This is a genomic window from Janthinobacterium woesei, assembly GCF_051380875.1.
In the GTDB taxonomy this organism is placed as follows: domain Bacteria; phylum Pseudomonadota; class Gammaproteobacteria; order Burkholderiales; family Burkholderiaceae_D; genus Janthinobacterium.
The window spans coordinates 75,105-100,468 of sequence record NZ_JBNYXW010000004.1; the positions used below are offsets into that span (position 1 = coordinate 75,105).

27 protein-coding genes are annotated in these 25,364 nt (G+C 60.8%); 11 read left to right on the forward strand and 16 right to left on the reverse strand.

The features are described 5' to 3' along the window. The 6 genes from benC to ACQ4W6_RS05190 are packed head-to-tail and all read right to left on the reverse strand — an operon-like array spanning nt 1 to nt 5,303. Nucleotides 1–1,020, reverse strand: a complete 1,020-nt coding sequence (benC, locus tag ACQ4W6_RS05165) for a benzoate 1,2-dioxygenase electron transfer component BenC (protein ID WP_436566114.1) — start codon at nt 1,018–1,020, stop codon at nt 1–3. Between the two features lie 28 nt (nt 1,021–1,048). Continuing rightward, a complete protein-coding gene (gene benB / locus ACQ4W6_RS05170; protein ID WP_436566115.1) occupies nt 1,049–1,540 on the reverse strand; it encodes a benzoate 1,2-dioxygenase small subunit in 492 nt (163 codons plus the stop codon). Then, complete coding sequence (benA, locus tag ACQ4W6_RS05175; RefSeq protein ID WP_436566116.1) at nt 1,537–2,916, reverse strand: benzoate 1,2-dioxygenase large subunit; 1,380 nt, start codon at nt 2,914–2,916, stop codon at nt 1,537–1,539. Before benA ends, benB begins: the two co-directional genes overlap by 4 nt. A gap of 17 nt (nt 2,917–2,933) precedes the next feature. Further along, the gene (gene catA, locus ACQ4W6_RS05180) at nt 2,934–3,854 is read right to left on the reverse strand and encodes a catechol 1,2-dioxygenase (RefSeq protein ID WP_436566117.1); all 921 of its coding nucleotides are present in this window, start codon (nt 3,852–3,854) and stop codon (nt 2,934–2,936) included. A gap of 34 nt (nt 3,855–3,888) precedes the next feature. Continuing rightward, complete coding sequence (catC, locus tag ACQ4W6_RS05185; protein WP_436566118.1) at nt 3,889–4,179, reverse strand: muconolactone Delta-isomerase; 291 nt, start codon at nt 4,177–4,179, stop codon at nt 3,889–3,891. A 14-nt stretch (nt 4,180–4,193) separates the two neighbouring features. After that, entirely contained in the window at nt 4,194–5,303 is a 1,110-nt protein-coding gene (locus ACQ4W6_RS05190; protein WP_436566119.1) for a muconate/chloromuconate family cycloisomerase, read from the reverse strand. 100 nt (nt 5,304–5,403) lie between these two features. Between ACQ4W6_RS05190 and ACQ4W6_RS05195 the strand changes: the two genes are divergently transcribed. Further along, the gene (locus tag ACQ4W6_RS05195) at nt 5,404–6,318 is read left to right on the forward strand and encodes a LysR family transcriptional regulator (protein WP_436566120.1); all 915 of its coding nucleotides are present in this window, start codon (nt 5,404–5,406) and stop codon (nt 6,316–6,318) included. 210 nt (nt 6,319–6,528) lie between these two features. Here the strand turns inward: ACQ4W6_RS05195 and ACQ4W6_RS05200 are convergent, their stop codons facing one another. From ACQ4W6_RS05200 to ACQ4W6_RS05210, 3 genes are all read right to left on the reverse strand, one after another. Beyond that, nucleotides 6,529–7,908, reverse strand: a complete 1,380-nt coding sequence (locus ACQ4W6_RS05200; protein WP_436566121.1) for an MFS transporter — start codon at nt 7,906–7,908, stop codon at nt 6,529–6,531. A gap of 96 nt (nt 7,909–8,004) precedes the next feature. Further along, a complete protein-coding gene (locus tag ACQ4W6_RS05205; RefSeq protein WP_436566310.1) occupies nt 8,005–9,216 on the reverse strand; it encodes a benzoate/H(+) symporter BenE family transporter in 1,212 nt (403 codons plus the stop codon). 370 nt (nt 9,217–9,586) lie between these two features. Next, the gene (locus ACQ4W6_RS05210) at nt 9,587–11,680 is read right to left on the reverse strand and encodes an AsmA family protein (RefSeq protein ID WP_436566122.1); all 2,094 of its coding nucleotides are present in this window, start codon (nt 11,678–11,680) and stop codon (nt 9,587–9,589) included. Nucleotides 11,681–11,816: 136 nt separating this feature from the next. On the opposite strand from ACQ4W6_RS05210, the gene ACQ4W6_RS05215 reads away from it, so the two are divergent. From ACQ4W6_RS05215 to arsH, 3 genes are read left to right on the forward strand one after another with little or no spacing between them, the layout of a single operon-like run. Next, complete coding sequence (locus tag ACQ4W6_RS05215) at nt 11,817–12,197, forward strand: ArsR/SmtB family transcription factor (protein ID WP_436566123.1); 381 nt, start codon at nt 11,817–11,819, stop codon at nt 12,195–12,197. Further along, nucleotides 12,194–12,634, forward strand: coding sequence for an arsenate reductase (glutaredoxin) (gene arsC, locus ACQ4W6_RS05220; protein ID WP_436566124.1), 441 nt, complete (start codon nt 12,194–12,196; stop codon nt 12,632–12,634). The genes ACQ4W6_RS05215 and arsC overlap by 4 nt, the downstream gene beginning before the upstream one ends. 1 nt (nt 12,635) lies before the next feature. Beyond that, the gene (arsH, locus tag ACQ4W6_RS05225; RefSeq protein WP_436566125.1) at nt 12,636–13,310 is read left to right on the forward strand and encodes an arsenical resistance protein ArsH; all 675 of its coding nucleotides are present in this window, start codon (nt 12,636–12,638) and stop codon (nt 13,308–13,310) included. A 120-nt stretch (nt 13,311–13,430) separates the two neighbouring features. Here arsH and ispB read toward each other — a convergent pair whose 3' ends face one another. Further along, a complete protein-coding gene (gene ispB / locus ACQ4W6_RS05230) occupies nt 13,431–14,516 on the reverse strand; it encodes an octaprenyl diphosphate synthase (protein ID WP_436566126.1) in 1,086 nt (361 codons plus the stop codon). Nucleotides 14,517–14,716: 200 nt separating this feature from the next. On the opposite strand from ispB, the gene rplU reads away from it, so the two are divergent. The 5 genes from rplU to proB all read left to right on the forward strand — a co-directional run bounded on the left by rplU (nt 14,717) and on the right by proB (nt 18,131). Continuing rightward, a complete protein-coding gene (rplU, locus tag ACQ4W6_RS05235; RefSeq protein ID WP_038500602.1) occupies nt 14,717–15,028 on the forward strand; it encodes a 50S ribosomal protein L21 in 312 nt (103 codons plus the stop codon). 40 nt (nt 15,029–15,068) lie between these two features. Further along, nucleotides 15,069–15,341, forward strand: a complete 273-nt coding sequence (rpmA, locus tag ACQ4W6_RS05240) for a 50S ribosomal protein L27 (protein WP_436566127.1) — start codon at nt 15,069–15,071, stop codon at nt 15,339–15,341. A gap of 109 nt (nt 15,342–15,450) precedes the next feature. Then, on the forward strand, nt 15,451–16,560 hold the full coding sequence (gene obgE / locus ACQ4W6_RS05245; protein ID WP_436566128.1) for a GTPase ObgE: 1,110 nt from the start codon (nt 15,451–15,453) through the stop codon (nt 16,558–16,560). A 12-nt stretch (nt 16,561–16,572) separates the two neighbouring features. Continuing rightward, on the forward strand, nt 16,573–16,983 hold the full coding sequence (locus ACQ4W6_RS05250) for a hypothetical protein (protein ID WP_436566129.1): 411 nt from the start codon (nt 16,573–16,575) through the stop codon (nt 16,981–16,983). 29 nt (nt 16,984–17,012) lie between these two features. Continuing rightward, nucleotides 17,013–18,131: a glutamate 5-kinase gene (gene proB, locus ACQ4W6_RS05255; protein WP_436566130.1), complete on the forward strand. Its 1,119-nt coding sequence runs from the start codon at nt 17,013–17,015 to the stop codon at nt 18,129–18,131. 56 nt (nt 18,132–18,187) lie between these two features. Here proB and nth read toward each other — a convergent pair whose 3' ends face one another. After that, nucleotides 18,188–18,835 carry an endonuclease III gene (gene nth / locus ACQ4W6_RS05260; RefSeq protein WP_436566131.1) on the reverse strand — a complete coding sequence of 216 codons (648 nt, stop codon included), beginning with the start codon at nt 18,833–18,835 and terminating at the stop codon, nt 18,188–18,190. Beyond that, entirely contained in the window at nt 18,832–19,566 is a 735-nt protein-coding gene (gene rsxB / locus ACQ4W6_RS05265) for an electron transport complex subunit RsxB (RefSeq protein ID WP_436566132.1), read from the reverse strand. The genes nth and rsxB overlap by 4 nt, the downstream gene beginning before the upstream one ends. Nucleotides 19,567–19,841: 275 nt before the next feature. On the opposite strand from rsxB, the gene ACQ4W6_RS05270 reads away from it, so the two are divergent. Continuing rightward, nucleotides 19,842–20,663 (forward strand): substrate-binding periplasmic protein, encoded by an 822-nt coding sequence (locus ACQ4W6_RS05270; protein WP_436566133.1) that lies wholly within the window; start codon nt 19,842–19,844, stop codon nt 20,661–20,663. Between the two features lie 92 nt (nt 20,664–20,755). Here the strand turns inward: ACQ4W6_RS05270 and ACQ4W6_RS05275 are convergent, their stop codons facing one another. The 4 genes from ACQ4W6_RS05275 to ACQ4W6_RS05290 all read right to left on the reverse strand — a co-directional run bounded on the left by ACQ4W6_RS05275 (nt 20,756) and on the right by ACQ4W6_RS05290 (nt 24,642). Beyond that, nucleotides 20,756–21,976 (reverse strand): polyhydroxyalkanoate depolymerase, encoded by a 1,221-nt coding sequence (locus ACQ4W6_RS05275; protein WP_436566134.1) that lies wholly within the window; start codon nt 21,974–21,976, stop codon nt 20,756–20,758. A 226-nt stretch (nt 21,977–22,202) separates the two neighbouring features. After that, nucleotides 22,203–22,526, reverse strand: coding sequence for a ferredoxin FdxA (gene fdxA / locus ACQ4W6_RS05280; protein WP_436566135.1), 324 nt, complete (start codon nt 22,524–22,526; stop codon nt 22,203–22,205). Between the two features lie 327 nt (nt 22,527–22,853). Next, nucleotides 22,854–23,141 (reverse strand): protealysin inhibitor emfourin, encoded by a 288-nt coding sequence (locus tag ACQ4W6_RS05285; RefSeq protein WP_436566136.1) that lies wholly within the window; start codon nt 23,139–23,141, stop codon nt 22,854–22,856. 103 nt (nt 23,142–23,244) lie between these two features. Then, a complete protein-coding gene (locus ACQ4W6_RS05290) occupies nt 23,245–24,642 on the reverse strand; it encodes a gluzincin family metallopeptidase (protein ID WP_436566137.1) in 1,398 nt (465 codons plus the stop codon). 199 nt (nt 24,643–24,841) lie between these two features. On the opposite strand from ACQ4W6_RS05290, the gene ACQ4W6_RS05295 reads away from it, so the two are divergent. Continuing rightward, nucleotides 24,842–25,126 (forward strand): polyhydroxyalkanoic acid system family protein, encoded by a 285-nt coding sequence (locus ACQ4W6_RS05295; protein ID WP_436566138.1) that lies wholly within the window; start codon nt 24,842–24,844, stop codon nt 25,124–25,126. The last annotated feature ends 238 nt before the right edge of the window (nt 25,127–25,364 follow it).

The window sequence follows — 25,364 nt, forward strand, 5'->3', positions numbered from 1 at the left end:
TTATGCTCCGCTGCTTGCCGAGAATTTCTCGTAGTAGAAGTTGGCGGGCGTGACGCCCGTTTCGCTGAGCCAGCCGCGCACGGCGTCGACCATGGCGACGGGGCCGCACAGGTAGACATCGACATCGCCGCCGTTCATCCAGGTCGGTTCCACGTGGGCTGTCGCATAGCCCTTGCGCGCATGCGCGCTGTCGGCGGCCGCCACGCAGGTGACGTAGGAAAACTGCGGGTGGGTGGCGGCAATGCGTTCGAGCTGCTCCAGTTCCACCAGGTCGTGCTCATTGGTGACGGCATATACCATGCGCACGGGCTGGGCGAAACCGTGCGCCGCCAGCGCACCCAGCATGGACAGGAAGGGCGCGATGCCCGTGCCGCCGGCCAGCAGCAGCAAGGGGCGCTGCACGGGACGCAGGTAAAAGCTGCCGAAGGGACCCGTGAAGCTGGCCGCTGCGCCCGGCTGGGCGGTGTCCGACAGGTAGCCGCTCATGCGTCCGCCGGGCACATTGCGCACGACGAACTGCGCCTGCGCCGCCCCTGGCGTGGAGCTGAACGAGTACGAGCGCGTCAGCGTGGTGCCGGGAATGGCTACGTTAACATACTGGCCCGGCAGGAAATCGAGCGCTGCGGGGTCGGCCAGGTCGATGGCGAAGGCGATCGTCGACGGCGACAGATGCCGCACTGCCGCCACCGTGCCGGCGCAGCTGGAGACGGCCGTCTTGCAGGCCGCCGAGGTGGCGGGTATCTTCACCACGCAATCGGATGTGGGGCGCATCTGGCAAGCCAGGATATGGCCTTGCGCCGCTTCCTCAGGCGTCAGCGCATCCTCGATATAGCCCGATTCCGGCATGTCGTAACTACCCGATTCGCAATGGCCGCGGCAGGTGCCGCAGGCGCCGTCGCGGCAATCGAGCGGGATATTGATTTTTTGACGATAAGCCGCATCGGACAGCTTTTCATTGTCGTTACATGAAATGAAGCGGGTAATCCCGTCTTCGAATTGCAGGGCGATGTTATGGCTCATCGTCGGTCTCCTTACTCAGTGAAGCTTGTTAAATGTGGTACACGTCGATGACCTGGTTGATATAGTCGTTCTTCAGGACGATATACTTGTTCAGGATCAGCGGCTGCGCACCGGAAAAATCGATGACGTAGCGCGACATGCCGAAGTAGCTGTAGTCGCGTTTGTAGCGGTGGCTCAGCGTATGCCAGTTGAAGCGCACCGTGCAGATAGCGCCATCCTGGCTTTCCAGTTCGATATTGGCGATATTGTGGCTGGTACGCGTGTCCGGCATGGTGGCGCTGGAACGCTCCGTCTTGATGCGGAAGACGCGGTCTTCCAGGCCCTGGCGGGTCGGATAGAAGATCAGCGAAATCTCGCGTTGCGGATCGGTCACCAGGGTGTCGTCGTCATCCCAGGCAGGCATCCAGAATTGCGCATCGGGGTGATAGCATTCCAGCCATTCATCCCATTGTTCGTCGTCCAGCAGGCGGCTTTCGCGATACAGGAAGCTGGCGATCGTGTGTGGTGCGATGGGCATCATGGCTGTTCTCCTTCTGCTGCGAGGGCTTTTTTCATGATGTCGAGCCAGTAGCGGTGCTGTACCGTGTACAGTCCTTCATCCTCGGTGCGCGCGCCGCTCAGCACGGGTTCCAGGCCGATTTCCTTGGCTGCTTCGTCAGGTCCGGTGATCCAGTGCGCTGCGCCGCGCGACATGTCGTTCCATGGCATGGCGATGCCGGCATAGCCTTGCTGGCAGGCGCGGAATTCTTCCAGGTCGTCCGGCGTGGCCATGCCGCTGACATTGAAGAAGTCTTCGTACTGGCGGATGCGTTGTGCGCGTGCCTCGTCCGATTCGCCTTTCGGCGCGATGCAGTAGATCGTCACTTCGGTCTTGTCGACGGAGATGGGGCGCAGCAAGCGGATTTGCGAACCGAACTGATCCATCAGATACACATTCGGATACAGGCACAGATTGCGTGAGCGGCTGATCATCCAGTCCGCCGTCGGCTTGCCGAACTGGCGCGCATAGTCCGCATGGCGCGAGAAATTGGGACGGTCTTCCGGATTGGCCCATTGCGTCCACAGCAGCACGTGGCCCTGCTTGAAGGCATAGAAACCACCGCCCTGGCGGCCCCAGTTGCCCGCGTCCATGGCGCGTATCTTGTCTTCGCGCTGCGCCAGTTGTTCCTTGCGGCGGTTGGTGGTGGCCGCATAGTTCCAGTGCACGGCCGAGACGTGATAGCCGTCCGCGCCATTTTCCGCCTGCAGTTTCCAGTTGCCTTCGTAGGTATAGGTGGAGGCGCCGCGCAGCACTTCCAGGCCGTCTGGCGACTGGTTGACGATCATGTCGATGATCTTGCCGGCTTCGCCGAGGAATTCCTCGAGCGGCACCACGTCGTCATTCAGGCTGCCGAACAGGAAGCCTTTGTAGTTGGCGAAGCGCGCGACTTTTTTCAGGTCGTGCGAGCCTTCCTTGTTGAAGCATTCCGGATTGCCCGCGTTATCAGGGTCCTTCACCTTCAGCAGCTTGCCGCTGTTATTGAAAGTCCAGCCGTGGAAGGAGCAGGTGTAGGTGGCCTTGTTGCCCCGCTTGTGACGGCACAGCTGCGCGCCGCGATGGCTGCAGGCGTTGATGAAGGCATTCAGTTCGCCCTGGCGATTGCGCGCGATGAAGACGGGCTGGCGGCCGATATGCGTGGTGTAGTAATCGTTATTGTTGGCGATCTGGCTTTCGTGCGCCAGGTAGATCCAGTTGCCTTCGAAGATATGCTTCATCTCGAGTTCGAACAGGGCTTCATCGGTGAAAACGCTGCGGTGCAAACGATGGTCGCCCGTGGCCTGGTCTTCGATCAGCAAGGCGTCGAGATCAGGCGCAGTCGCGCCGGTGGCGGGCCGGTATGGATGGATGGGTATCATGGCGTGATCTCTCAGGCTTAGGCTGCTGCGCGGTTGCGTTCGATTTGCGATGTCGGTGCGGCTGCGGTTTCCGGGTACAGGTGGAAGTCGAAGTCGATCGAGGCAAACGGCTGCTGCAAGTCTTTTGCGGTGATTGCTGCGGCGTCGCTGACCTGCGTCACGGCCGGCACCAGGCCTTCGCGGCTGGCAAAGGCGAAGTCGTCCCACAGGTATTCATCGCCGTCGATATTGATCTGCGTGGTCAGCTGGCGCTGGCCGTCGGCGCTGATGAAAAAGTGAATGTGGGCGGGGCGCTGGCCGTGGCGGCCCAGCAGGTCGAGCAGGCGCTGCGTGCTGCCGCCCGGAGGGCAGCCGTAGCCCTTGGGCATGATGCTGCGGAACTGATAGCGTCCCTGCGCGTCGGCGTAGATAGTGCGGCGCAGATTGAAGGACGACTGGCTCTGGTCGAAGAAGGAGTAGTTGCCCATCAGGTTGGCATGCCAGACTTCGACCTTGGCGCCCGGCAGCGGCTTGCCCTGCTGGTCGTAGACGGTGCCCTGCATGAACAGCACTTCGGCCTGCGCGCTTTCGCTGCCGTCGTCGAGGCGGGCAAAGCCCTGGCTTTCTGGCGCGCCGGCGACATACAGCGGACCTTCGATGGTGCGCGGCGTGCCGCCATTCAGGCCGGCCTTCGCTTCGGCTTCGTCGGCGCGGATGTCCATGAAGCGCTCCAGGCCCAGTCCCGGCGCCAGCAGGCCCAATTCATGCGAGGCACCCGCGTTGGCCAGGAAATCGAGGCCGGTCCAGAATTCGGCGGGCTGGATATCGAGGTCTTCCATGGCTTTGCACAGATCGGTCACGAGGCGCAGCACAATCGCCTGCACGCGTGGATTGGCAGGGCGGATGGCGGCGTCGACGATCCAGCTTTTTACCAGGGTATCAATGTCATTGTGTGTCATTTTTGTCTCCTCTGTTGAGAATGAAATTTACTCGTTAAAGATCGTTTGCGCGGACCGAAGACGGGTGCCGGCACAATGGCATCACTTCGATCTGCATGTACGGATACAAGGGCAGCGACATCAGCAGCGCATGCAGCTCCTCGTTGCCGGCAACGTCGAAGATGCTGACGTTGGCGTACTGTCCGGCGATACGCCACAGGTGGCGCCATTTGCCTTCTTCCTGCAGGCGCTGCGCTAATGCTTTTTCTTCTTTTTTCAGCACGTCGGCCTGTTCGGTCGGCATGCCTGGTGGTATTTTTACATCCATTCTGACGTGAAATAACATGGGTTTCTCCTTGTTTAACGGCGCGCCAGGCGGCGCAGTTTGTCGGTGTCGACCTGCACCCCGAGGCCGGGACCGGTGGGTACTTGCAGCATGAAGTCGCGGTATACCAGCGGTTCGCGCAGGATTTCCTCGGTCAGCAGCAAGGGGCCGAACAATTCCGTGTCCCACGACAGGTCGGCGAAGGTGGCGCACAGGTGGGCGCTGGCAGCCGTGCCGATGCTGCCTTCGAGCATGGTGCCGCCATACAGGCCGATGCCGGCCAGCTGCGCCACGGTGGCTACCTGCTGGGCGGGAATCAGGCCGCCGGACTGGGTGATCTTCACGGCGTAGACATCGGCGCTGTTGGCGCGCGCCAGCCTGAATGCATCGATGGGGCCGTGCAGCGCTTCATCGGCCATGATGGCGACGTCAAAGCGTGCGGCCAGGCGCCCCAGAGCGGCCGTGTTGTCGGCGCGCACGGGCTGTTCGATCAGGTCCACGCCGCCGTCTTGCAGCGCAGAGATGCCGCGCACCGCTTCGAGCTCGCTCCAGGCCTGGTTGACGTCGACCCGCACGCTGGCCGCATCACCCAGGGCGCGCTTGATGGCCAGCACATGCGAGACATCGTCGGCCACGCTGCGCGAACCGATTTTCAGCTTGAAGATGCGGTGGCGGCGCAGTTCCAGCATCTGCTGCGCTTCGGCGATGTCTTGCGCCGTGTCGCCGCTGGCCAGGGTCCAGGCGACAGGCAGCGCATCGCGCACCCGGCCGCCCAGCAGTTCGCTGAGGGGCACGCCCAGGCGTTGGCCTTGCGCATCGAGCAGTGCCGTCTCGATCGCGCACTTGGCGAAGCGGTTGCCCTGGATGGTCTTGCGTACTTTCGCCATGGCCTTGGCCACGGCACTGGCGTCCATGCCGACCAGCAGCGGCGCGATATGCGTCTCGATATTGGTCTTGATGCTCTCGGGGCTCTCTTCGCCATAGTTCAAGCCGCCGATGGTGGTGGCCTCGCCCCAGCCTTCGATGCCGTCGGCGCAACGCACGCGCACCAGCACCAGGGTCTGCGACTTCATGGTGGCCACCGACATCTTGTGCGCCCGGATCGTCGGTACGTCGGCGAGAATGGTTTCTATGCTGAGTATCATATTTAATTTGTATAATGTGGGCAGGTATATGTACGATATTCCCCAATTTACCCCACGTCCAACACTGTTTTGGTATGGCTTCAATACTTAGAAGGTATATATGGAACTACGTCACTTACGCTACTTCGTCGCTGTTGCTGAAGAGAAAAATTTCACGCGGGCGGCCGAGCGTCTGCATATCGCGCAGCCACCCCTGAGCCGCCAGATCCAGCAGCTGGAAGAGGAACTGGGGGTGCAGCTGATCGAAAAAGGTTCGCGGCCCCTGCGCCTGACCGAGGCGGGGCGCTTTTTTTATGCCCATGCGCAGGAGCTGCTGGCCAAGGCGGCCGACCTGAAGACCATGACCCAGCGCGTCGGCAAGATCGACCGCACCTTGTCGATCGGCTTCGTCGCGTCCACGCTGTACGGCCTGCTGCCCGAGATCGTGCGGCGCTTCCGCGAACGCTATCAGGCCGTGGAGATCAGTTTCCATGAGATGACGACCATGGAGCAGTTGACGGCCTTGAAGGAAGGGCGCATCGATGTGGGTTTCGGCCGGCTGAGAAAAGAAGATGCCGCGATTCGCCGCATCGTGCTGCGCGAGGAGCCGCTGATCGTGGCGCTGCCCATGGGCCACCGCCTGGCGGCGCAGGAGGGACCGTTGAAAATGAACGACCTGCTGCACGATCCGCTCATCGTGTACCCGAAGGCGCCCCGTCCCAGCTTTGCCGACCAGGTGCTGGCCATTTTCAGCGACCGCATGCTGGTGCCCGAACAGGTGATCGAGGTGCGCGAGCTGCAGATCGCCATCGGCCTGGTAGGCGCGGGCCAGGGCATCGCCATCGTGCCCAACAGCCTGCATGGCATGAAACGCAATGATGTCGTGTACCGCTCCATCGACGACCGGCAAGCCGTCTCGCCCATCATTTTCAGCGTGCGGCTGATGGACCGCTCGGAAGAGCTGGCCAATATGCTCAGCGTGATTTACGAAATTTACGATGCCAGCAAGCTGCCCCACGTGAAGGAAGTTCTGTAACCATCCCATGGGGCAGTCAAAGCGCGCTTAGAACGCGTGCTGCCGGCCGCGTTGGCGTTCGTCGTGTAGGCCACGCCCAGGTCGAGCGGGCCGTACAGCGTGACTTACTGGGCCTGTGCCCCCGTGCAGAGGCATCCCGCCGCGACGAGCGCCGCGCCGGCTGTGGTTTTTTTCATGCCTGCCTCCGTGTTGTGGTGTTGTGGGTGCTGTTTATTTGGCGGCTGCGGCGTTGTTTTTTGACACATTTGGCAGCCCCTGCACCGCCGGTGCGGCGTGCGCGGAGGCGGAGGCGGAGCGGCCATGGCGTATCAACGAGACGGCAATGACAGCAATCACGGCGGGAATGGCGATGGCCATGAAGTTTTGCTCCAGCGGCAGCGCCATGCCAACCAGGGTGCCAATGGCGATTGGTGCCAGGATGGCGCCGCTGCGGCCAACACCGGAAGCCCAGCCGATGCCGGTCGAGCGTATCGCCATCGGATAGAATTGGCCCGCATAGGCATAGGTGACGATTTGCGTGCCGATGGTTGACGCGCCGGCCAGGCCAACGAGCAGGAACAGGACTTCCGTCGATACCTTGAAACCCAGCAGGGTGATCGAGACGGCCGCCAGCGCGTACATCCCGATCAGCACGTATTTAATGTTGAAGCGGTCGGCCAGCCAGCCGCCACCCACCGCGCCGATGACCGCGCCGAAGTTCAGTACCAGCACGAATGTCAGCGCGGAACCCAGGCTGTAGCCGGCGCCGGCCATCAGCTTGGTGAGCCAGGAACTGAGCGCGTAGACCATGAACAGGCACATGAAAAAGGCGATCCAGAACATCGCCGTGCTGAAGCCCCGGCCATCCTGGAACAGCTTGCCGATGGGAGCGCCTTCTGCGCGGTCTTGCGAGGGCAGGGCGAAGCGGTCGCCCGCATCGGGGCGGTACGACGGTTCCATGCGCGCGACGATCTGCTTGAGTTCATCGAGGCGGTTTTCGCGGATCAGGAAGGGCATCGATTCAGGCATGCTTTTCAAGATGAAGGGTATCAGTACCACGGGCAGGCCGGCAGCGAGGAAGACGGATGACCAGCCATACGCTTCCAGCAAGCCCTTGCCCAGCAAAGCGGCAAGCATGCCGCCGACGGCGTAGCCGCTGAACATCAGGGTGACCATGGTGGCGCGGATTTTCTTTGGCGAGTATTCGGTCATCTGCGCCACCACGTTGGGCATCACGCCGCCGATGCCCAGGCCGGCCAGGAAGCGCATGGCGCTGAAGGTGTAGGGGTCGTGGGTGAAGCCCGCCGCCGCCGTGAAAATGCTGAACAGCGCGATGCAGATGGCGATCGCCTTGCGCCGCCCGATGCGGTCGGCGATGGTGCCCATGAAGATGGCGCCGAACATCATGCCAAACAGCGCGGAACTGATCATGAAGCCTGCGTTTTGCGCCGTCACGCCCATGTCCTTCATGATCGAAGGTAGGGCGATGCCGGCCACGGCAAGGTCGTAGCCGTCGCAGATGATGATGATGGCGCACCACAGCAGCACGCCGGCATGGAAGCGGTTGAAGCGTGCCCGGTCGGATAATTCGTGTACATCGATCTGTCGCATGATGATGGTCTCTTTCGTATTTTTATAGGTAGGCGTGATGCTGGGGTGCGACCCGGACGGCTGTCCGGGCATGGGAAAAAATAGTGTGGGGTATTCTCAGGTGGGCGGCGTGGCCTGCCGTCGTTTGCCATGCAGAACCCAGTAGGCAAGCATGCCGATGAGGATGCCCCAGAAGGCCGAACCCAGGCCCAGGAAACTCATGCCGGAAGCAGTCGCCAAAAAGGTGATGATGGCCGCCTCGCGGTGATCGTCGGCAGCTGCCACGCCGACGAGGTTGACGGTAATGGCGCCCAGCAGGGCCAGGCCGGCCAGCGTGGCTACCAATTCGCGCGGCAGGGCGGCGAACAGCATGACCAGCGAACCGCCGCACAATCCCGCGAGCAGGTAGAACAGGCCATTGGCCACGCCGGCGATGTAGCGGCGCGCCGGATCTTCATGCGCGTCGCGCCCCGTGCACATGGCGGCGGTGATGGCGGCGATGGCGATGGTGATGCCGCCGACGCAAGCCACGGCCAGCGAGGCGACGCTGCTTGCCGTAAGGATGGGGCGTACCTGGTTTGGGTAGCCGGCCCCCCTGAGGACGGCCATCCCGGGCAGGTATTGTCCCGTCAAGGTCGTCAGCACCAGTGGCAGCGCCAGGCTGAAGGTGCTGGCCCACGACCAGGCTGGCATGATGAGCTGCGGAGTCGCCAGTTCGAGTTTGACGCCCTCAAAATGTGTTTGTCCGCTGGCCCAGGCCAGCAGCGCGCCTGCGAGCAACAGCAGCACGATGCAATAACGTGGCAGCAGGCGCTTGAACACCAGGTAGGCGGCGATCATGCCGCAGCTCAGCACCGGCAGCGAGCCGATGGCCTTGAAGGCATTCAGGCCGAAGGGCAGCAGGATGCCCGCCATCATGCCGCTGGCCACGCCCTTGGGAATGGCCGCCATCAGCTTGTCGAATTGCCCGGACAGGCCGATGGCCAGCAGGATGGCCGCCGCCGTGATGTAGGCCCCCACTGCTTCCTGGATCGGCATGGCCGGGAACAGGGTGATGAGCAATGCGGTGCCGGGCGCCGACCAGGCCGTGATGACGGGGATGCGCAGTGTCCAGCTGAGGACGATGCCTGACAGTGCGGCGCCGATGGAGATACCCCATACCCACGACGCAAACATCGCGTTCGACATCTGTCCCGCTTGCGCCGCCTGGTAGAAAATCGCCAGCGGCCCCGCGTACGAGATGAGCACGGCGAGGAAGCCGGCGGCGACCGCCGAGAGCGACCAGTCGCGCAGGCGCAGGCCCGTGCTTGGCGCGATGGCCTGTTGCACCTGGCAAGGCGGCAGGCAGGACTGGCGCTGTTTAATGCTGTGCGGCAAGATATCACCTTTGCTGTTATCTGATATTTTGAGAGTAGATAACATCGCATGTGACGTCCAACACCGATTGGGTATCCAGTCGATACTTAAAAGGTATGCCTCTTGCTGTGTATGGGGAAAGAGTCGCAGACTGGCCGGGAGTGGCGTGGATGTTGCTGCCCTGCGCGTGCATGCTTGTGGCCGGACGACCACGTAAAAATGCACTTTCCAAGGCCGCCGGGAAATGAGCAGGCAGGGAGTCGGCAAGGAGCCGGCAACGAGCAGAGAATGGCCGGGGTGTGTGGATGCCAGGCACCGGCCTTTGCATCAAGGCTGCGCACGCTTATTTCTTTTGCTGTTGCGCCTTCTTGATGTCCGCTTCGCTGACTTTTTTCGCTGGCGCGTGCGTCGCCGGCGAGGTGGGTGCCTTGCGCGTGGCGGTGGCTTGTGCCATGACGGCGGCGCAGTCCGTATCGGGCGCCTTGTCGACGTTGATCAATGGCAAGAGTGCTGCGAGCGGCGTGACGATGGCGGCCAGGGCGACGGCGGCGCCTGCTTTCAGGGCCAGCGGTCCCTTGTAGGGGCCGACGTCCGGATCCTTGAACGTGCCTTTCGCATACAGCGGCGTGCGCAGCGAGATGATGCGGGCGCCCTTGGTGCGCGGGCGTACGTCCAGGTCGAGAGTCTCGTGCGCCAGGTTGACGTTGCCCGTCACATTCACGACGGCCGTGTCCGTGTCGAGCACGAAACGGCGCACATTGGCTTGGCCGTTCGTGACGGCGAAATCGCTGGCCAGGCAGTTCAGGTGCACCTGCTTGTCGCCGAAAACTTTCACGAAGACGGCGTTGGCCAGGTTCAGGCCGGCCAGTTCCAGCATGAACTGGCTGACGGAGCCTTCGCTGACGGTGGCCGCCAGTTCGCCATTCGCGCTGGCCAGCATGGCCGAGATGGAATTGCCGTGGCCCGTCAGCGCTGCATCGCCATATACTTCGCCGAAGCTGGCCTGCATCGATTGCAGCTTGGGAAACAGTTCGCGTATCTTCAAATGGCGCGCCGCCACCTTCGCTTGCGCGGCGATGGTTTTCTGGCGCCCGTCGAGTGTAATGTTCGAGGTGATGTCGCCACCGGCCATGCCGAAGTTGAGCGGCGTCAAGCTCAGCACCTTATCCTTCATGTGCACATTGGCGACGATGTCGGTCAGGGGAATATCGTGCGTGCGCACCAGTTTCTTGCCGGTAAATTTCACGTCTGCATCGAGTGCATCCCATTTGGCCGTATTGAACTGCTCCACGGGCAAGGCTTTATTGTCTGGCTGCACGGGTGCCTTGCCGCGCGCCTGTTTTTGCGCGTTGCTGTCGGCCCCGATAGTGGGGCCCAGGTCTTCCAGACGTAATTGCTGCGACGTCACTTCGCCGCGCAGCAGCGGACGCGGCTGGCGCGGCAAATATTGCAAGGTGCCGGCCAGGTCGCTCTTGCCCACGCTGCCCTTGAAGTTTTGATAGGTCCAGTTCCAGATGGCGCCGTCTTTCTTGCCCAGCAGCCGGCCCTTGGTGGCGTATTCCGGCGTTTCCGGCAGCAGCACGCCCGTCAGCGGGTACAGGTCGGCCATGCTGGCGCCGGCCAGGCTCAGCTGCAGATCGATGCCGGACAGTGAGCGCGGGTCCGTCAGGGTGCCGCTTATGCCGGCCTTGTTCTTGCCCAATACGGCATGGGCCTGCACGGGATACACCGTCTTGTCGCCGGTTAATGACAGCACGGCGCCCGCCTTGCCGCCGCCCGTCACGGGCGCCTTGCGGTAGCTGCCGCCCAGGGTGAATGCGATGCCGTATTTTTCCACCGGGGTGCTGCTTTGCGCGTCGCCCGGCGTGGCGTCGGGCACCGTCGAGCTGACCTTGGCGCGCACGTCCAGCGCGATGCCCTCGTCGAGGTAGCGGATGGCGCCGTCGCCGAAGGCCATGCGCTGGACTTCCACCTCCCATTGTGAGGGGCCATTGTCTTTGAAGGTCCAGCTATTGCTGCCATCGGCGCGCCGCTGCAGGGCGATGTTTGGTGTATCGAGTGCCAGGTCCGTCAGTACCAGGCGGTGCTGCAGCAGGGGCAGGGGATGGATGAGCACGTCGATGCGCTTTGCGCTGGCCAGTTGCGGACCGGCCGTGACCCAGTCGGGATTGCTCATGCGCACGTCCTGGGCGCTGATGAGTGGGCGCGGCACATAGCGGCGCCAGCCTGGCTCGGTTTTCAAGCCTTGCTTCCATTGCACCTGCAAGTCACCGGCGATGACGAAGGTGCGTCCCGTGCTTTCGGACACCGTGCGATTGATGTAGGGCCGCGCGCGGTTCCAGTCAAAGGTCAGCACAAGGATGACAAGCGTGACGAGGATGACGAGTACGGCGGCCAGGCTCCAGCCGAGGATTTTGAGCGGGGTTGCGCGTGTCATGGGAAGCCAATCTCGATGATTTTTTCTTCAATCTAGTCCGATTATCCATGCCGGTCGGTGCGCTGGGTTACGTAAGAACCTGACGCAAAAATTCAGGTGGCTGACATTGATTCCATAATTCAATTATTATTGAATTATGGAAAATGAACACACAGTGATGACGCAGGCGGCGCCGTTGACGAGCGCGGCCGCCATTGCCTCCCTGGCCGCGCTGGCGCAGGAATCGCGGCTGGCCGTGTTCCGCCTGCTGGTGCAGACGGGGCCGCAAGGCATGGCCGCCACGAAAATCGCCGAAGCGCTGGCCATTGCGCCATCGTCTCTGTCGTTTCACCTGAAGGAATTGGCACATGCCAATCTGGTGACGGCGAGCAAGGCGGGGCGCTCTATCATCTACGCCGCCAATTACGCGGGCATGAATGGGTTGCTGGCCTTTTTGACCGAGAACTGCTGCGCCGGTGCGCCTTGCTGTATTGGCAGCCTTGGCGAACCCACATTACCGAAGGAGAATATTGGATGAGCATCACGCATAGCACGCATATCACGATCTATCACAACACGGCGTGCGGCACCTCGCGCAATACCCTGGCCCTGATCCGCAACACGGGCGTGGAACCGGTCATCATCGATTACGTCGCGAATCCTTTCACGCGCGAGGAACTGGTGGACTTGATTTCCCGCGCGGGTATCTCCGTGCGCGCAGCCATGCGCGACAAGGGTGCCCTGTACGAAGAGCTGGGCCTGGCCAATGCCGAGCTGAGCGATGCGGTCCTGCTGGACGCCATGCAGGCCCATCCGATCCTGATCAACCGCCCCATCGTCGTCACGGAGCTGGGCGTGCGCTTGTGCCGGCCGTCTGAAAAGGTGCTGGACATCCTGCCGCAGCCGCAGCAAGGGGCGTTCAGCAAGGAAGACGGCCAGGCCGTGGTGGGCGCCGATGGCAAGCCGGTGCCCTGAGATGGAGGATTTGCCCAATATCAGTGCCGCGCACCTGGACCTGCCCAGCCTGGACAAGCTGGCGCCGCCGACGCTGTCGATGCACGCGCGGCGCATCTTGCTGCTATACGGTTCGCTGCGTGAACGTTCGTACAGCAAGCTGCTGACCCTGGAAGCGGAACGCATCCTGCGCCACTTTGGCGCCGAGACGCGCGTATTTGACCCGCACGGCCTGCCCATGGTTGACAGCGTCTCGCCCGAGCATCCGAAAGTGCAGGAGCTGCGCGACCTGTCGCTGTGGTCGGAAGGGCAGGTGTGGTGTAGTCCCGAGCGCCATGGCGCCGTCACGGGCGTATTCAAATCGCAGATCGACTGGCTGCCGCTGGAAACGGGCAGCGTGCGTCCTACGCAGGGGCGCACGCTTGCCGTGATGCAAGTGTCCGGTGGCTCGCAATCGTTCAACGCCGTCAATGGACTGCGCGTGCTGGGGCGCTGGATGCGGATGGTGACTATTCCGAATCAGTTTTCGGTAGCCAAGGCCTATCAGGAATTCGACGATGCTGGGCGCATGAAACCCTCGCCGTACTACGCGCGCCTGGTCGACGTCATGGAGGAGTTGTATAAATTCACCCTGCTGGTGCGCGACCGCCGCGATTACCTGGGCAGCCGCTACAGCGAGCGGCTGGAGGGTGCGTGAATTGGCGGGCGCCGCCATGGAGCATGAGGGCAAGTAATAACCCGTCAGTAATTAAGTAAAAAGTAGTTGCAGGCAGTAAAAAACGGCGCCATCGGCGCCGTTGTGCTATGCAAACCGCGATCAGTGATTGCGGTCCACGGCAAACGTACACAGTTGCAGCAAGGATTGCTTGTAGGCGCTGTCCGGCCAGCCGGAAATGGCATTGGCGGCGCGCTGGCCAGCGATTTCTGCCTGTTTGCGCGTGTAGTCGAGGGCGCCACTGCTGGTGATGGCGGCCAGGATGGCATCGAAATGCTGCTCGTCGCCCTGCTCGATGCAGCTGCGCACCAGGTCGCGCTGTTCCGGCGTACCGTTTTCCATCAGCCAGATCAGCGGCATGGTTGGTTTGCCTTCGCGCAAGTCGTCGCCAATATTCTTGCCGATTTCGGCGGCGTCGCCTGCGTAGTCGAGCACGTCGTCGATCAGCTGGAAGGCCGTACCCAGCGAACGGCCGTATTCGGCAGCCGCATCGATATCGTCTTCGCTGGCGCCGGCGATCAGGGCGCCCAGTTGCGCCGAGGCTTCAAACAGCTTGGCCGTTTTCGAGCGGATGACGTTCAGATAGCTTTCCTGCGATACATCCGGATCGTGCATATTGAGCAACTGCAGCACTTCGCCTTCGGCGATCACATTGGTGGCATCGGACAGGATTTGCATGACGCGCATATTATTCAGCGACACCATCAGCTGGAACGAGCGCGAGTGCAGGAAGTCGCCCACCAGCACCGAGGCGGCATTGCCGAACAGGGCATTGGCCGTCTGGCGTCCACGGCGCATCGACGACTCATCGACGACGTCATCGTGCAGCAAGGTGGCGGTGTGGATGAATTCAACTACCGCAGCGAGCTCATGGTGCGCCGTGCCGCGATACGCGTGGGCATTGGCCACCAGCAAGATCAGCACGGGGCGGATGCGTTTACCACCTGCGCTGATGATATATTCAGCGATCTGGTTGATCAGAATTACATCGGAGTGCAGTTTTTGGCGGATCACCGTGTTGACTGCGTCCATATCGGCGGCAATCGTTTGTACGATGGTGTTTTGGTTAACGTGTTTGTTAGCGTCAGACAAGGCGAACCTGCAATAGATTGTGGGTGCCGCGATTATACGACATGGCTTGCGTGCGCGTGACGTTTGCCTATGGCTGTAGAGCAATTGATTGCTCATTGGCGCGCGTTGTCCTGTCCGCCGTGCGCAAGCCTGACATTGTGTCCAGGTTGTCGACATACCACGATCATCGGGCTTTGTGAATAGTTTTTGACGCCATTTCGCAGGCCATGTATAATTGCAGGTTCCCCCTGTTGTGTACGGCTTGCTTTACGTGGCAGGGTGACAAATTCTTTCAACATTTGATGAGGTTTCAAATCATGTACGCGGTCATAAAAACCGGTGGCAAACAATACAAAGTTGTCGCTGGCGAAAAACTTAAAGTAGAACAGATACCGGCAGACATTGGTTCCGAAATCACCATCGATCAAGTTCTCGCAGTAGGCGCGGGCGACACCATTAAATTTGGTGCGCCATTGGTCGAAGGTGCAACGGTACTGGTTACGGTTGTGGCGCATGGTCGCCATGATAAGGTCAAAATTTTCAAGATGCGTCGTCGTAAGCATTACCAAAAGCATCAAGGCCATCGCCAGAATTTTACCGAAATCCAAATCGTTTCGATCAACGGCTAATCGCCGCTGTTTGAATTAATCAGCTATCAAGGAGTCTTAAATGGCACATAAAAAAGGCGGCGGCACAACGCGAAACGGCCGTGATTCAGAATCAAAGCGTCTGGGCGTTAAAGTCTACGGCGGCCAAGCTATCAATGCTGGCGGCATCATCATTCGTCAACGCGGCACCCCAGTGCGCGCCGGCGAAGGCGTAGGCATGGGCAAGGACCACACTCTGTTCGCGTTGATCGCAGGCAAAGTCAAGTTCGTGATCAAAGGTGCTGGCTCGAAGCAATTCGTGACCGTTGTACCAAACGAAGCAGTACCAGCGTAATTCATCGCGGAGCGCGTGTTCCGCTGTGATCGCATGATGTAAGGCGCAAGCCTTCAATCGAAAGGCTCTGCCCAAGGTAGAGCCTTTTTAGTTTTATGGCGGCAAAATTATGAAGTTTATCGACGAAGCAAAAATCGAAGTCATCGCGGGCGATGGCGGCAACGGCTGCGCATCTTTCTGCCGTGAAAAATTCCGGCCTTTCGGCGGCCCCGATGGCGGCGATGGCGGTAAGGGCGGGTCCATCTGGGCCGTGGCCGACCGCAATATCAACACGCTCGTCGATTTCCGTTTCTCCAAAATGCACAAGGCTCGCAATGGCGAGCCTGGCCGTGGCGCGGATTGCTATGGTAAGGGCGCTGATGATATTCACATGCGCATGCCTGTGGGCACCTTGATCATCGACAACGCGAGCGGCGAAATCCTGGCCGATTTGACCGAGCACGGCCAGATCGAATTGCTGGCCAAGGGCGGCGAAGGCGGCTGGGGTAATATCCACTTCAAGTCCTCGACCAACCGCGCACCACGCCAAAAAGGCGAGGGCAAGGAAGGCGAACGCCGCGAACTGCGCCTGGAACTGAAAGTGCTGGCTGATGTGGGCCTGCTGGGCATGCCGAACGCCGGCAAGTCGACTTTCATTTCGGCCGTATCGAACGCGCGTCCCAAAATTGCTGATTACCCATTTACCACCCTGCACCCGAATCTGGGTGTGGTGCGCGTGTCGCACGAGAAAAGCTTTGTGATCGCCGATATTCCCGGCTTGATCGAAGGCGCTTCCGAAGGCGCGGGCCTGGGCCATCAATTCCTGCGCCACTTGCAGCGCACGGGCCTGCTGTTGCACATCGTCGACCTGGCGCCGTTTGAAACCAATGTCGATCCTGTCAAGGAAGCCAAGGCGCTGGTCAAGGAATTGAAGAAATATGACGAGTCGCTGGTCGACAAGCCGCGCTGGCTGGTGTTGAACAAGCTCGACATGGTGCCGGAAGAAGACCGCAAGAAACTGGTCAAGGACTTCATCAAGCGTTTCGCCTGGAAAGGTCCCGTCTTCGAGATCTCCGCGCTGAACCATCAGGGTTGCCCGGAACTGGTGAATGCAATTTATCAACATCTGGAAGCGAAGAAACACAGCGAAAGCCGTGCCGAAGAAACGCAGATGACCGAAGAAGCACGCGGTATCTCGTCGATCGACCCGGATGATCCACGTTTCAAGATTCTCGATTAAGGCTTTATCCTGATGTCGGTACAGGCGGTCGCTGTCGCGCCATCGCGCAAGCAAGCGTGGCAGCACCGTGTATTGCATCTGATCGCGACTGCTTACGGGCTGAGCGCGGTCGCCTGTTTGCTGTTCGCCGACGAGATGGCGGCCGGCATGGGCATCTTTCTCAACGGCGTCAACGGCTACAGCCAGTTCTACGCCTCCCATGTCGGTGTCTGGGGTGCTACCGCGCTCCTGGCGCTGTTCGCAGCACGGCAGGGCGAACCGCCCGTCTTCAGCGATATCACTGCAATGTTGGTCCTGGCGCAGCCCGCCGGCCGTTTGTTTGCGGCCATCAGCTTCGGCTTGCCCCAGGGTTTTGTGTTGTTCATGTGCGTAATGGAGCTGCTGGCGGGGCTGGCCTTGCTGCTGCTGCGTCCTGCACGCTGACGTCTATCAAAAGTGAAGAGCGCCGCCCCATGGATTCCGTGATTCAAAAAGCAACCCGCATCATCATCAAAGTCGGCTCCTCGCTGGTCACCAACGATGGCCGTGGACTCGACCATGCCGCCATCGCGCGCTGGGCCGCGCAGATTTCCGGCTTGCGCGCGCTGGGCAAGGAAGTCGTGCTGGTCAGTTCCGGCGCCATCGCCGAAGGCATGCTGCGCCTCGGTTTCGAGCGGCGCCCCACCGATATCCACGAATTGCAGGCCTGCGCCGCCGTGGGCCAGATGGGCCTGGCGCAAATCTATGAAAGCAGCTTTCGCGCCCACCAGCTGGGCACGGCGCAAGTGCTGCTGACGCACGCCGACCTGGCCGACCGCGAACGCTACCTGAACGCCCGCTCTACCCTGACGACCCTGTTGCGCCTGGGCGTGGTGCCAATCATCAATGAAAATGATACCGTCGTCACCGATGAAATCAAGTTCGGCGACAACGATACCCTGGGGGCGCTGGTCGCCAACCTGATCGAGGCCGATGCGCTGGTCATCCTGACGGACCAGCACGGTTTGTTCTCGGCCGATCCGCGCAAGGATCCGGACGCATACCTGATTACGCAAGGCATCGCCGGCGATCCGGCCCTGGAAGCGATGGCCGGCGGCGCCGGCAGCAGCCTGGGCCGTGGTGGCATGCTGACAAAAATCCTGGCCGCCAAGCGCGCCGCCAAGTCCGGCGCCCACACGATCATCGCCTGGGGCCGCGACAGCGACGTACTCAGCCGTCTTGCCCAAGGCGAAGCGATCGGCACGGAGTTGCGCGCACAAATGGGGCAATTGACGGCGCGTAAGCAATGGATGGCCGATCATTTGCATACGGCAGGCGCCGTCGTGCTCGATGCGGGCGCCGTGCAAAAGCTGCGCCAGGAAGGTAAGTCGCTGCTGCCGATCGGCGTGACGGGCGTCGATGGCGAGTTCGGCCGTGGTGCCGTGATCACCTGCGTCGATGCAGACGGTGCGCCGGTAGCGCGCGGCCTGTCCAACTACACGAGCGGCGAAGCGCGCCGCATCATGCGCAAGCCTTCTGCCGAGATCGAAGCGATCCTCGGTTATATGGAAGGCCACGAGCTGATCCATCGCGACAATATGGTCTTGCTGTAAGCGTCAGCTTGCACAGTGTGACATGTCAAAACGGCCCTTGCGGGCCGTTTTTTGCTTTACACCACCGCCGGCATGGCCGACTTGCTCTTGAAATCGCACAAATCGGCGATCATGCAGTTCCAGCATTGTGGCTTGCGCGCCGTGCACGTGTAGCGGCCGTGCAGGATCAGCCAGTGGTGGGCGTCGAGCAGGAACTCTTTTGGCACGAACTTGAGCAACTTTTGCTCGACGATATCGACATTCTTGCCCGGCGCGAGGCCGGTGCGGTTCGACACGCGGAAGATATGCGTGTCGACGGCCATCGTCAGTTCGCCAAAGGCCGTGTTCATGACTACATTGGCCGTCTTGCGGCCCACGCCGGGCAAGGCTTCCAGCGAAGCGCGGTCGCGCGGCACTTCGCCGCCGTGCTGGTCGAGCAGGATCTGGCAGGTGGCGATGACGTTCCTGGCCTTGGTGCGGAACAGGCCGATGGTGCGGATGTAGCTGGTCAGCTCATCGACGCCCAGCGCCAGCAGCTTGGCGGGGGTGTTGGCCACCGGATACAGCAAGCGCGTGGCTTTGTTGACGGACACGTCCGTCGCCTGTGCCGACAGCAGGACGGCGATCAGCAGTTCGAACGGCGTCGTGTATTCGAGCTCTGTTTTTGGCGAAGGATTGGCGGCGCGAAAGCGCGTAAAGATTTCCAGGCGTTTGGCAGCGTTCATGCGTCTTTTTTCGGGGCATTGGGGGCGAGCGCTTCGGACTTGGCTTCGGCGCTGGCGGCGGCCTTGGCGCGCGCGCGCTCCATGGCGGCAGCGATGATGGCGCGCTTGCGTTCCTTTTCCGCCTGTTCGTCGGGCGTGGCCGGCACTTCCTGCGTCACTTCCTGCATCTTGGCGACGGCCTTGGCGGCCAGGCGCGCCTCGTTTTCTTCGGTTTCGCGGCGCAAGCGCTGCGTGCGCGCATCGTGGCGCGCGCGCGCAGCGTCGGCTTCGGCCTGGCTCCAGGCATTCCAGCCGGTGGCGTCGCCGCTGACGGGATACATCACGATGCAGTCGACGGGGCAGGGCGCCACGCACAGGTCGCAACCCGTGCACAGGTCGGTCACTACCGTATGCATCTGCTTGGCGGCACCGACGATGGCGTCCACGGGGCAAGCCTGGATGCACAGGGTACAGCCGATACACAGCGATTCGTCGATGTAGGCGACAGATCGGGGGCGTTCGAGGCCGTTGACGGGGTTGAGCGGAATGACTTTTTTACCCAGCAAGTTGGCCAGGCGCATGATGCCTTGCGCGCCACCTGGTGGGCACTGGTTGATGTCGGCGCTGCCTGCGGCAATCGCCTCGGCATAGGGGCGGCAGCCGCTGTAGCCGCATTTGGTGCATTGCGTTTGCGGCAGCAAGTCTTCGATCTGGTCGGCAAGTGAGGGAGGGGCAGGAAGCGGCACGGTCATCTTCAATACGCTAAAACGTCATTATCGGCCATCTGGGCCGCGCACAAGGAAAAACCTGTCTCCCACGAGGCGATAGCGTGCTGGGCGGCGGCTTGTTGCAGGCGCGCCGCAAGCGTATTTTATTTCTCGTGGGAACATCAAAGTGCAAATAAACAACTTTGAAAATTCACTATTTTGTGGGAGCATGATTTTTATCAAGTAAGTTATCAAGAAAGCCGATCGCCAGTCCTGCATGTGTCCGCCAAGTCAGGTGCGCCAGGCCATAGGAGCAAAGCATGCGTTTCCTCCGGGCAGTTGGTTTGCCCTTCTGTTTATTCGTACAGTCTGCCGTTGCGCACGGTCAGGCGAGTTCCCCCATTGTGGCGCCCGGCGCCTCTGTCTCGCGCATCGTCCGCTTCGCCGCAGAAGACTGGCCGCCCTTCATTTCCGCCAGTCAGCCTGCCGATGGCATGTCCGGCGCCATGGTCAGCGCCATCTTCGAGCGCCTCGGCTATGCCGTCAAATATGAATATTTCCCCTGGAAGCGCGCCATGCAGTTTGGCGTGGCGAGTCCCCGTTACGCCGGTTTCCTGGCCGTCTGGCGTACGCCTGAGCGCGAAAAGCTGTGCCACTTCTCTGTGCCTGTGGGTAACACACAAGGCGTGCTGGCGTACTTGAAGGAAGATGGGGCGCCTGGCGCCACCCTGGCCGAGCTGGGCAAGCTGCGCATCGGCACCGTGGCCGGTTACTCGAACGGCGAGCAGTTCGATGGCATGGTGGCGCGCGGCGAGCTGAAGACGGAAGAGGGATTGAACGATGCTACCAATGTCAAAAAATTATTGATCAAGCGCTACCGCGTGATCGTCATCGAACGCCATGTGCTCCAGCATTTGCTGATGGGGCGTGGCTTCAGCAAGGCCGAGCGCGAGCGCATCGCCGTTATCGATACGCTCTTCAGGGAGCGCCCCGTGCATGTCTGCTTCCAGCGCACGGCGGACGGCGCGGCGCAGCAGATGCGCTTCAACGAGGCGGCGCGCGACATGGATATTGCCAGGCTGGAGCGCGATTACTGGAAGCGCCTCGACCAGAGCCTGGGCACTGCCCTAGTCAGCCCCTGAAGCGTCGCGTGCGGCACAGCTGACACGTCGCCGCATGAAAAAAGGCACGCCAGCTTGAAGCTGGCGTGCCTTTTTTGTGGGAACGAGGCGTATCAGGCGTGTTTCTGGATGAATTCGCCGATTTTTGGGCAAATGACTTCGCGCCAGCGGCGGCCCGAGAATATGCCGTAGTGGCCGCATTTCGGCGCCACGAAGTCTTGCTGCATGTCGGCCGGTATGCCGGAACACAAGTCGTGCGCCGCCTGCGTCTGGCCGGCGCCGGAAATGTCATCCAGCTCGCCTTCCACCGTGAACAGCGCCACATTCGTGATGTCTTGCGGACGCACCAGCTGGCCGCCCACTTTCCAGGTACCCATCGGCAGGCTGAATTCCTGGAACACGGTCTTGATCGTGTCCAGGTAGTACTCGGCCGGCATATCCAGCACGGCGTTGTACTCGTTGTAGAACTGGCGATGGCCTTCCGCCGGCTCGTCGTCGCCCGTCACCAGGTGCATATAGAACTCGCGGTGGCTTTGCGCATGGCGACCCGGGTTCATGGCGATGAAACCGGCATGCTGCAGGAAGCCGGGATAGACCTTGCGGCCAAAGCCCGGGTAGTTCGGCGGCACCGCGTAGATCACGGTGTTTTCGAACCACGAGAATTTCTTTTCCGTCGCCAGGTTGTTGACCTGCGTGGGCGAGCGGCGCGGGTCGATCGGGCCGCCCATCATGGTCATGGTTTTCGGCATGTGCGGATCTTTTGCCGTCGCCATCAGCGAGATGGCGGCCAGGACGGGCACGGTCGGTTGACAGACGGAGATCACGTGCAGGTCCGGCGCCAGCAGGCGGATGAATTCCTGCACATAATAAATGTAATCGTCCAGGTGGAACGGGCCTTCCGTCAGCGGTACCATGCGCGCGTCCGTCCAGTCGGTGATGTAGACATCATGTTCGGCCAGCAAGCCGCGCACGGTATCGCGCAGCAGGGTCGAGTGGTGACCGGACAGGGGGGCAACCAACAAAACTTTGGGCTGTTGCAAGCCAGTGGCTTCTTTTTTGAAATGAATCAGGCGGCAAAACGGTTTTGTCACCACAACGTGTTCGAGAATGTCGACGCTCTCGCCATTGACGAGAACGGACTGGATATCGAATTGTGGCTTTTCGTAGTCTTTGCCAAGGCGGTACATCAGCTCGTAGCCGGCTGCGATGCGTTGCGAAAACGGGGTGTGGGCTAGTGGAGAAACCGGATTGGTAAATAACTTGGAGGACATGTCAGCCCATTGCATCACCGGAGTGAGGAAGGAGCGTTGCAGTTCGTGCAGTTGGTAAAGCATATAGAGTCCTTGTTCAATTCCAAGCGCCAATATCGGCTCAAATATCATAATCCAATTTTACGATGTTTGTTGAGGACAAAATGTGCTTTAACGCGCATAGCGCGACCATTTGCGTATGTATTTGACAACCCACCTGAATAATATGGACAGACTTGCAATCATGTTTTAAAAGTAAAAAAGCAGCGTTTCCGCTGCTTTTTTGCCTAGCATGCTGCCAGTCGCGTCGTTAGCGCACCAGCATGTCGAGCTTGTCCTTGACGTCCTTGTATTGCTCAGCTTCCGGCAATGCCGCCTTGGTCTTGGTGATCGAAGGCCAGTTGCGGGCAAGATCGACGTTGATCTTGATGAAGGCTTGCTGGTCGCCCGGCACGTCTTCTTCCGCGAAAATCGCGTTCACCGGGCACTCTGCCACGCACACTGCGCAGTCAATACATTCGTCCGGATCGATCGTCAGGAAGTTCGGGCCTTCCCGGAAACAATCTACCGGGCAGACATCGACGCAGTCGGTATAGCGACAGGCGATGCAGGATTCGGTGACAACGTGGGTCATAACAGTCCTATCAATATTGGGGAGGTGCTGTAGCGCCTGCAGGAACCGCAGCGGCGCATACTAAAGCAAAGCATTGTATTTTAAGGCAATTCGCTATTTCTCACAAATCCCGCTTATATACAATACATATAAGCAAATTCATTTTTTGATGGGGCGCAGCCGTACGGAGTGGGCAATTCAGCGACTATCCGGGACGTTGCCATGGAGAACGCGGCAAGAAAGCGACAGTCGCCTGTCGCCGCCGGATGCAAGGCAGACACGACAGTGTCTTGTCGTGTGGTGTTTTTGCTTTACTCAAATCAATATCTGCACGCTAAGCACGCAAAATCAGGCGCTGGCGCGTATTTGTGCCAGCAAGTGTTGCCAGCGGGCACTTTCAGTGCTGCCATCTTCGGCAAAGGTGAGCGTGCGGCGCGCGGTGGGTGCGTCGACCGTGATATGCCATTGGGCAATGTCGGCGCCCACTTGTTCGCCTGTGGTCAGGTCGTGCGTGAAAAAGCCGCTGCTGGCCAGTGCCGCTTCCAGGCTGGGACCAGCCGGATGGGCTTGCGTATCGATGTCATACTGTTCGCTCAGGCCGGCAAAGCCGCCGCTGCTGCGGGCTGAAATTTTCATCAGATGTTGCTCCCTGCTGTGGATGGTGGTGTGGGGGGGGGGGCGATGCGGCGTGCCAGGAGCTGTGGCTGTGGCTGTGGCTGGCTCAGGCGGCCGCTGGCGTCTATCGGGGGGCGTAACTGCGGCACCAGTGGGCCAGGGCTGCACGCTCCATTTCGAGCAAGTGATCCGATTCGCTGTATTCGGCATGGTTCATGGTACCGCAGCAGGCGCGCCGGTCTTGCACGGCGCCCTCTTCATCGACGACATCGGCGGCAAACGTCATCTGGCTATCTTCCGTCATGGCATTGCTCTTGAACACTTCGCGCACGGTGAAACTATTGCGGATGAAGTCCAGGTAGGCGTCATTGCCGTCGCTCTGGGCAATGCTCAGCATCTGGCTGGCCACGTCGGCATACGTGGCGGCTTGATCGGGCGATGCCAGCAGTGCGCGCAAGACCAGGCTGCGCAGGTAGTCGCCGCAGCGGTGCAGCACGGCCGCGTCGTCTTCCAGCTGGGGCTCGCGTTCGTGGGCGAAGATGTCGGCCAGGATGTCGTAGATGGCGCCCGTAAATACTTGCGAGATGGCATGCACTTCCGTGCCCGCTTCCGATAATTTGATGTCGTTGTCGGCATTGCGCAAGCCGTTCGGCCGCCCCAGCGCCAGGCCGAACTGTTCGGCCAGGTCGGCCAGGAAGGTCTTGTCGTGCAGGTCGGACTTGGTCTGGGTGATCACGGCTTCTACCTGGTCCAGCTGCGACAGGGCCAGGAAGATGGCCGTCAGGTCGCCGAACGATTCGTGCAAGCCGCCCGTTTGCGGCGGATTGTTGCTGAGCAGCCAATTCGGCTTCAAGCCATCGAGCACGGCGTGGCCTGTTTCATGCGAGACGATGTCGAGCGAACGGCAGGTGTAGACGCGCTCGGCAGCGCCGCTGGGGATGAAGTCGCCGAACTTGAGGGCCTTGTCGCTGCGGCTGTAATAGGCGTTCATGACATTGGGCAAGCCGTGCGGATACACGCGCAAGGGCGCCGTATTGCTGGCGCTATTCCACTGCCATGGCAGGGGCGGCGCCGTGTCGTTGCTGGCCAGCGCGCGCTGATACATGGTGAGCGTCATGCGCACGATGGCAAAAGTGTGGACGGCATCGAACTGGTCGGTATTGGGCGAGACGATGAAGTCGCCGAAGGCGTTCGGGCTGACCTGGGCGATGCCCGGTTCGCCAAACGTGATGCGCGCGTCGCGCGGGCCTTGCAGGGTCAGTCCCGGCAGGAAGGCCTTGCGCGTGCCCAGGTCGCTGACGGATGGGTCCTGCTTCCAGATCAGTACGCGCGAACCCACGGGCACGGCAGCCAGGCCACGTTCGCCGGCCCGGGCCAGGCGAGGCCGGCCCGGCTGCAAGGTCAGTTGCGCATTCTTGCGGTGCTGGCGATAGGGCGCCGACGGCGTGGGGACATAGCCGACGGGCAGGGACATGCATTTGGTCAGCACGGCTTCGACCGGCACGATGACTTTCTGGTCCATGGTAGTTCTCCAAAACACAGGCGACTGGAACTGGAATAGTCGGCCTGCCTGGCCAGTGACGGTTTGATGCAGCGCAAGCGGTGTGCGGGAAAGTGCACTTTTTTCGACGGCCCGGCGCCTGCCATGGCCGCGCTTGCTGCTGGGTGGGCTGGTATGATGCTGGCCGTGTTGCCCCCGTTTTTAATAAAAGGATAGTTTGATGGCGGATATAAATATAGTTCAGCAACATAAGCTGACAGCGGTAAAGGCGCGTGAAGCGGCGCAGCAAGTGGCCGACAAGCTGGTCCAGGAATATGACCTGGCCTGCGCCTGGGATGGCGATGTGCTGCGTTTCGAGCGCAGTGGCGTCGATGGTTCGCTGACCCTTGAAAAAGAGCAGGCGCAACTGCACATCAAGCTGGGATTCATGCTCAGCGCCTTTGCCTCCACGATTGAAGGCAAGATCGCGGAAAAGATGCGCAAGGTGTTTGCCGAGCAAGTTTGATTGCGCGCCGCCAGCTTGTCTGGCACCCCTTGTCTGGCACCCCGTCTGGTGCTAGGAATGGCGCCACGGCGGCGGGCGAGAGAGGCTGGAAAGCAGCCTCTCTCACTGCCATACCCCATGGTTTTGCGCTTCACCGTGCGCTAGCGAACATTGCTAGCACATTTCTATTTGGAAAGCTATTGGACTTTTGTGGCTTTTTGCGTTATAGTTGAGTCATATTTACAACAGCTACACCGCG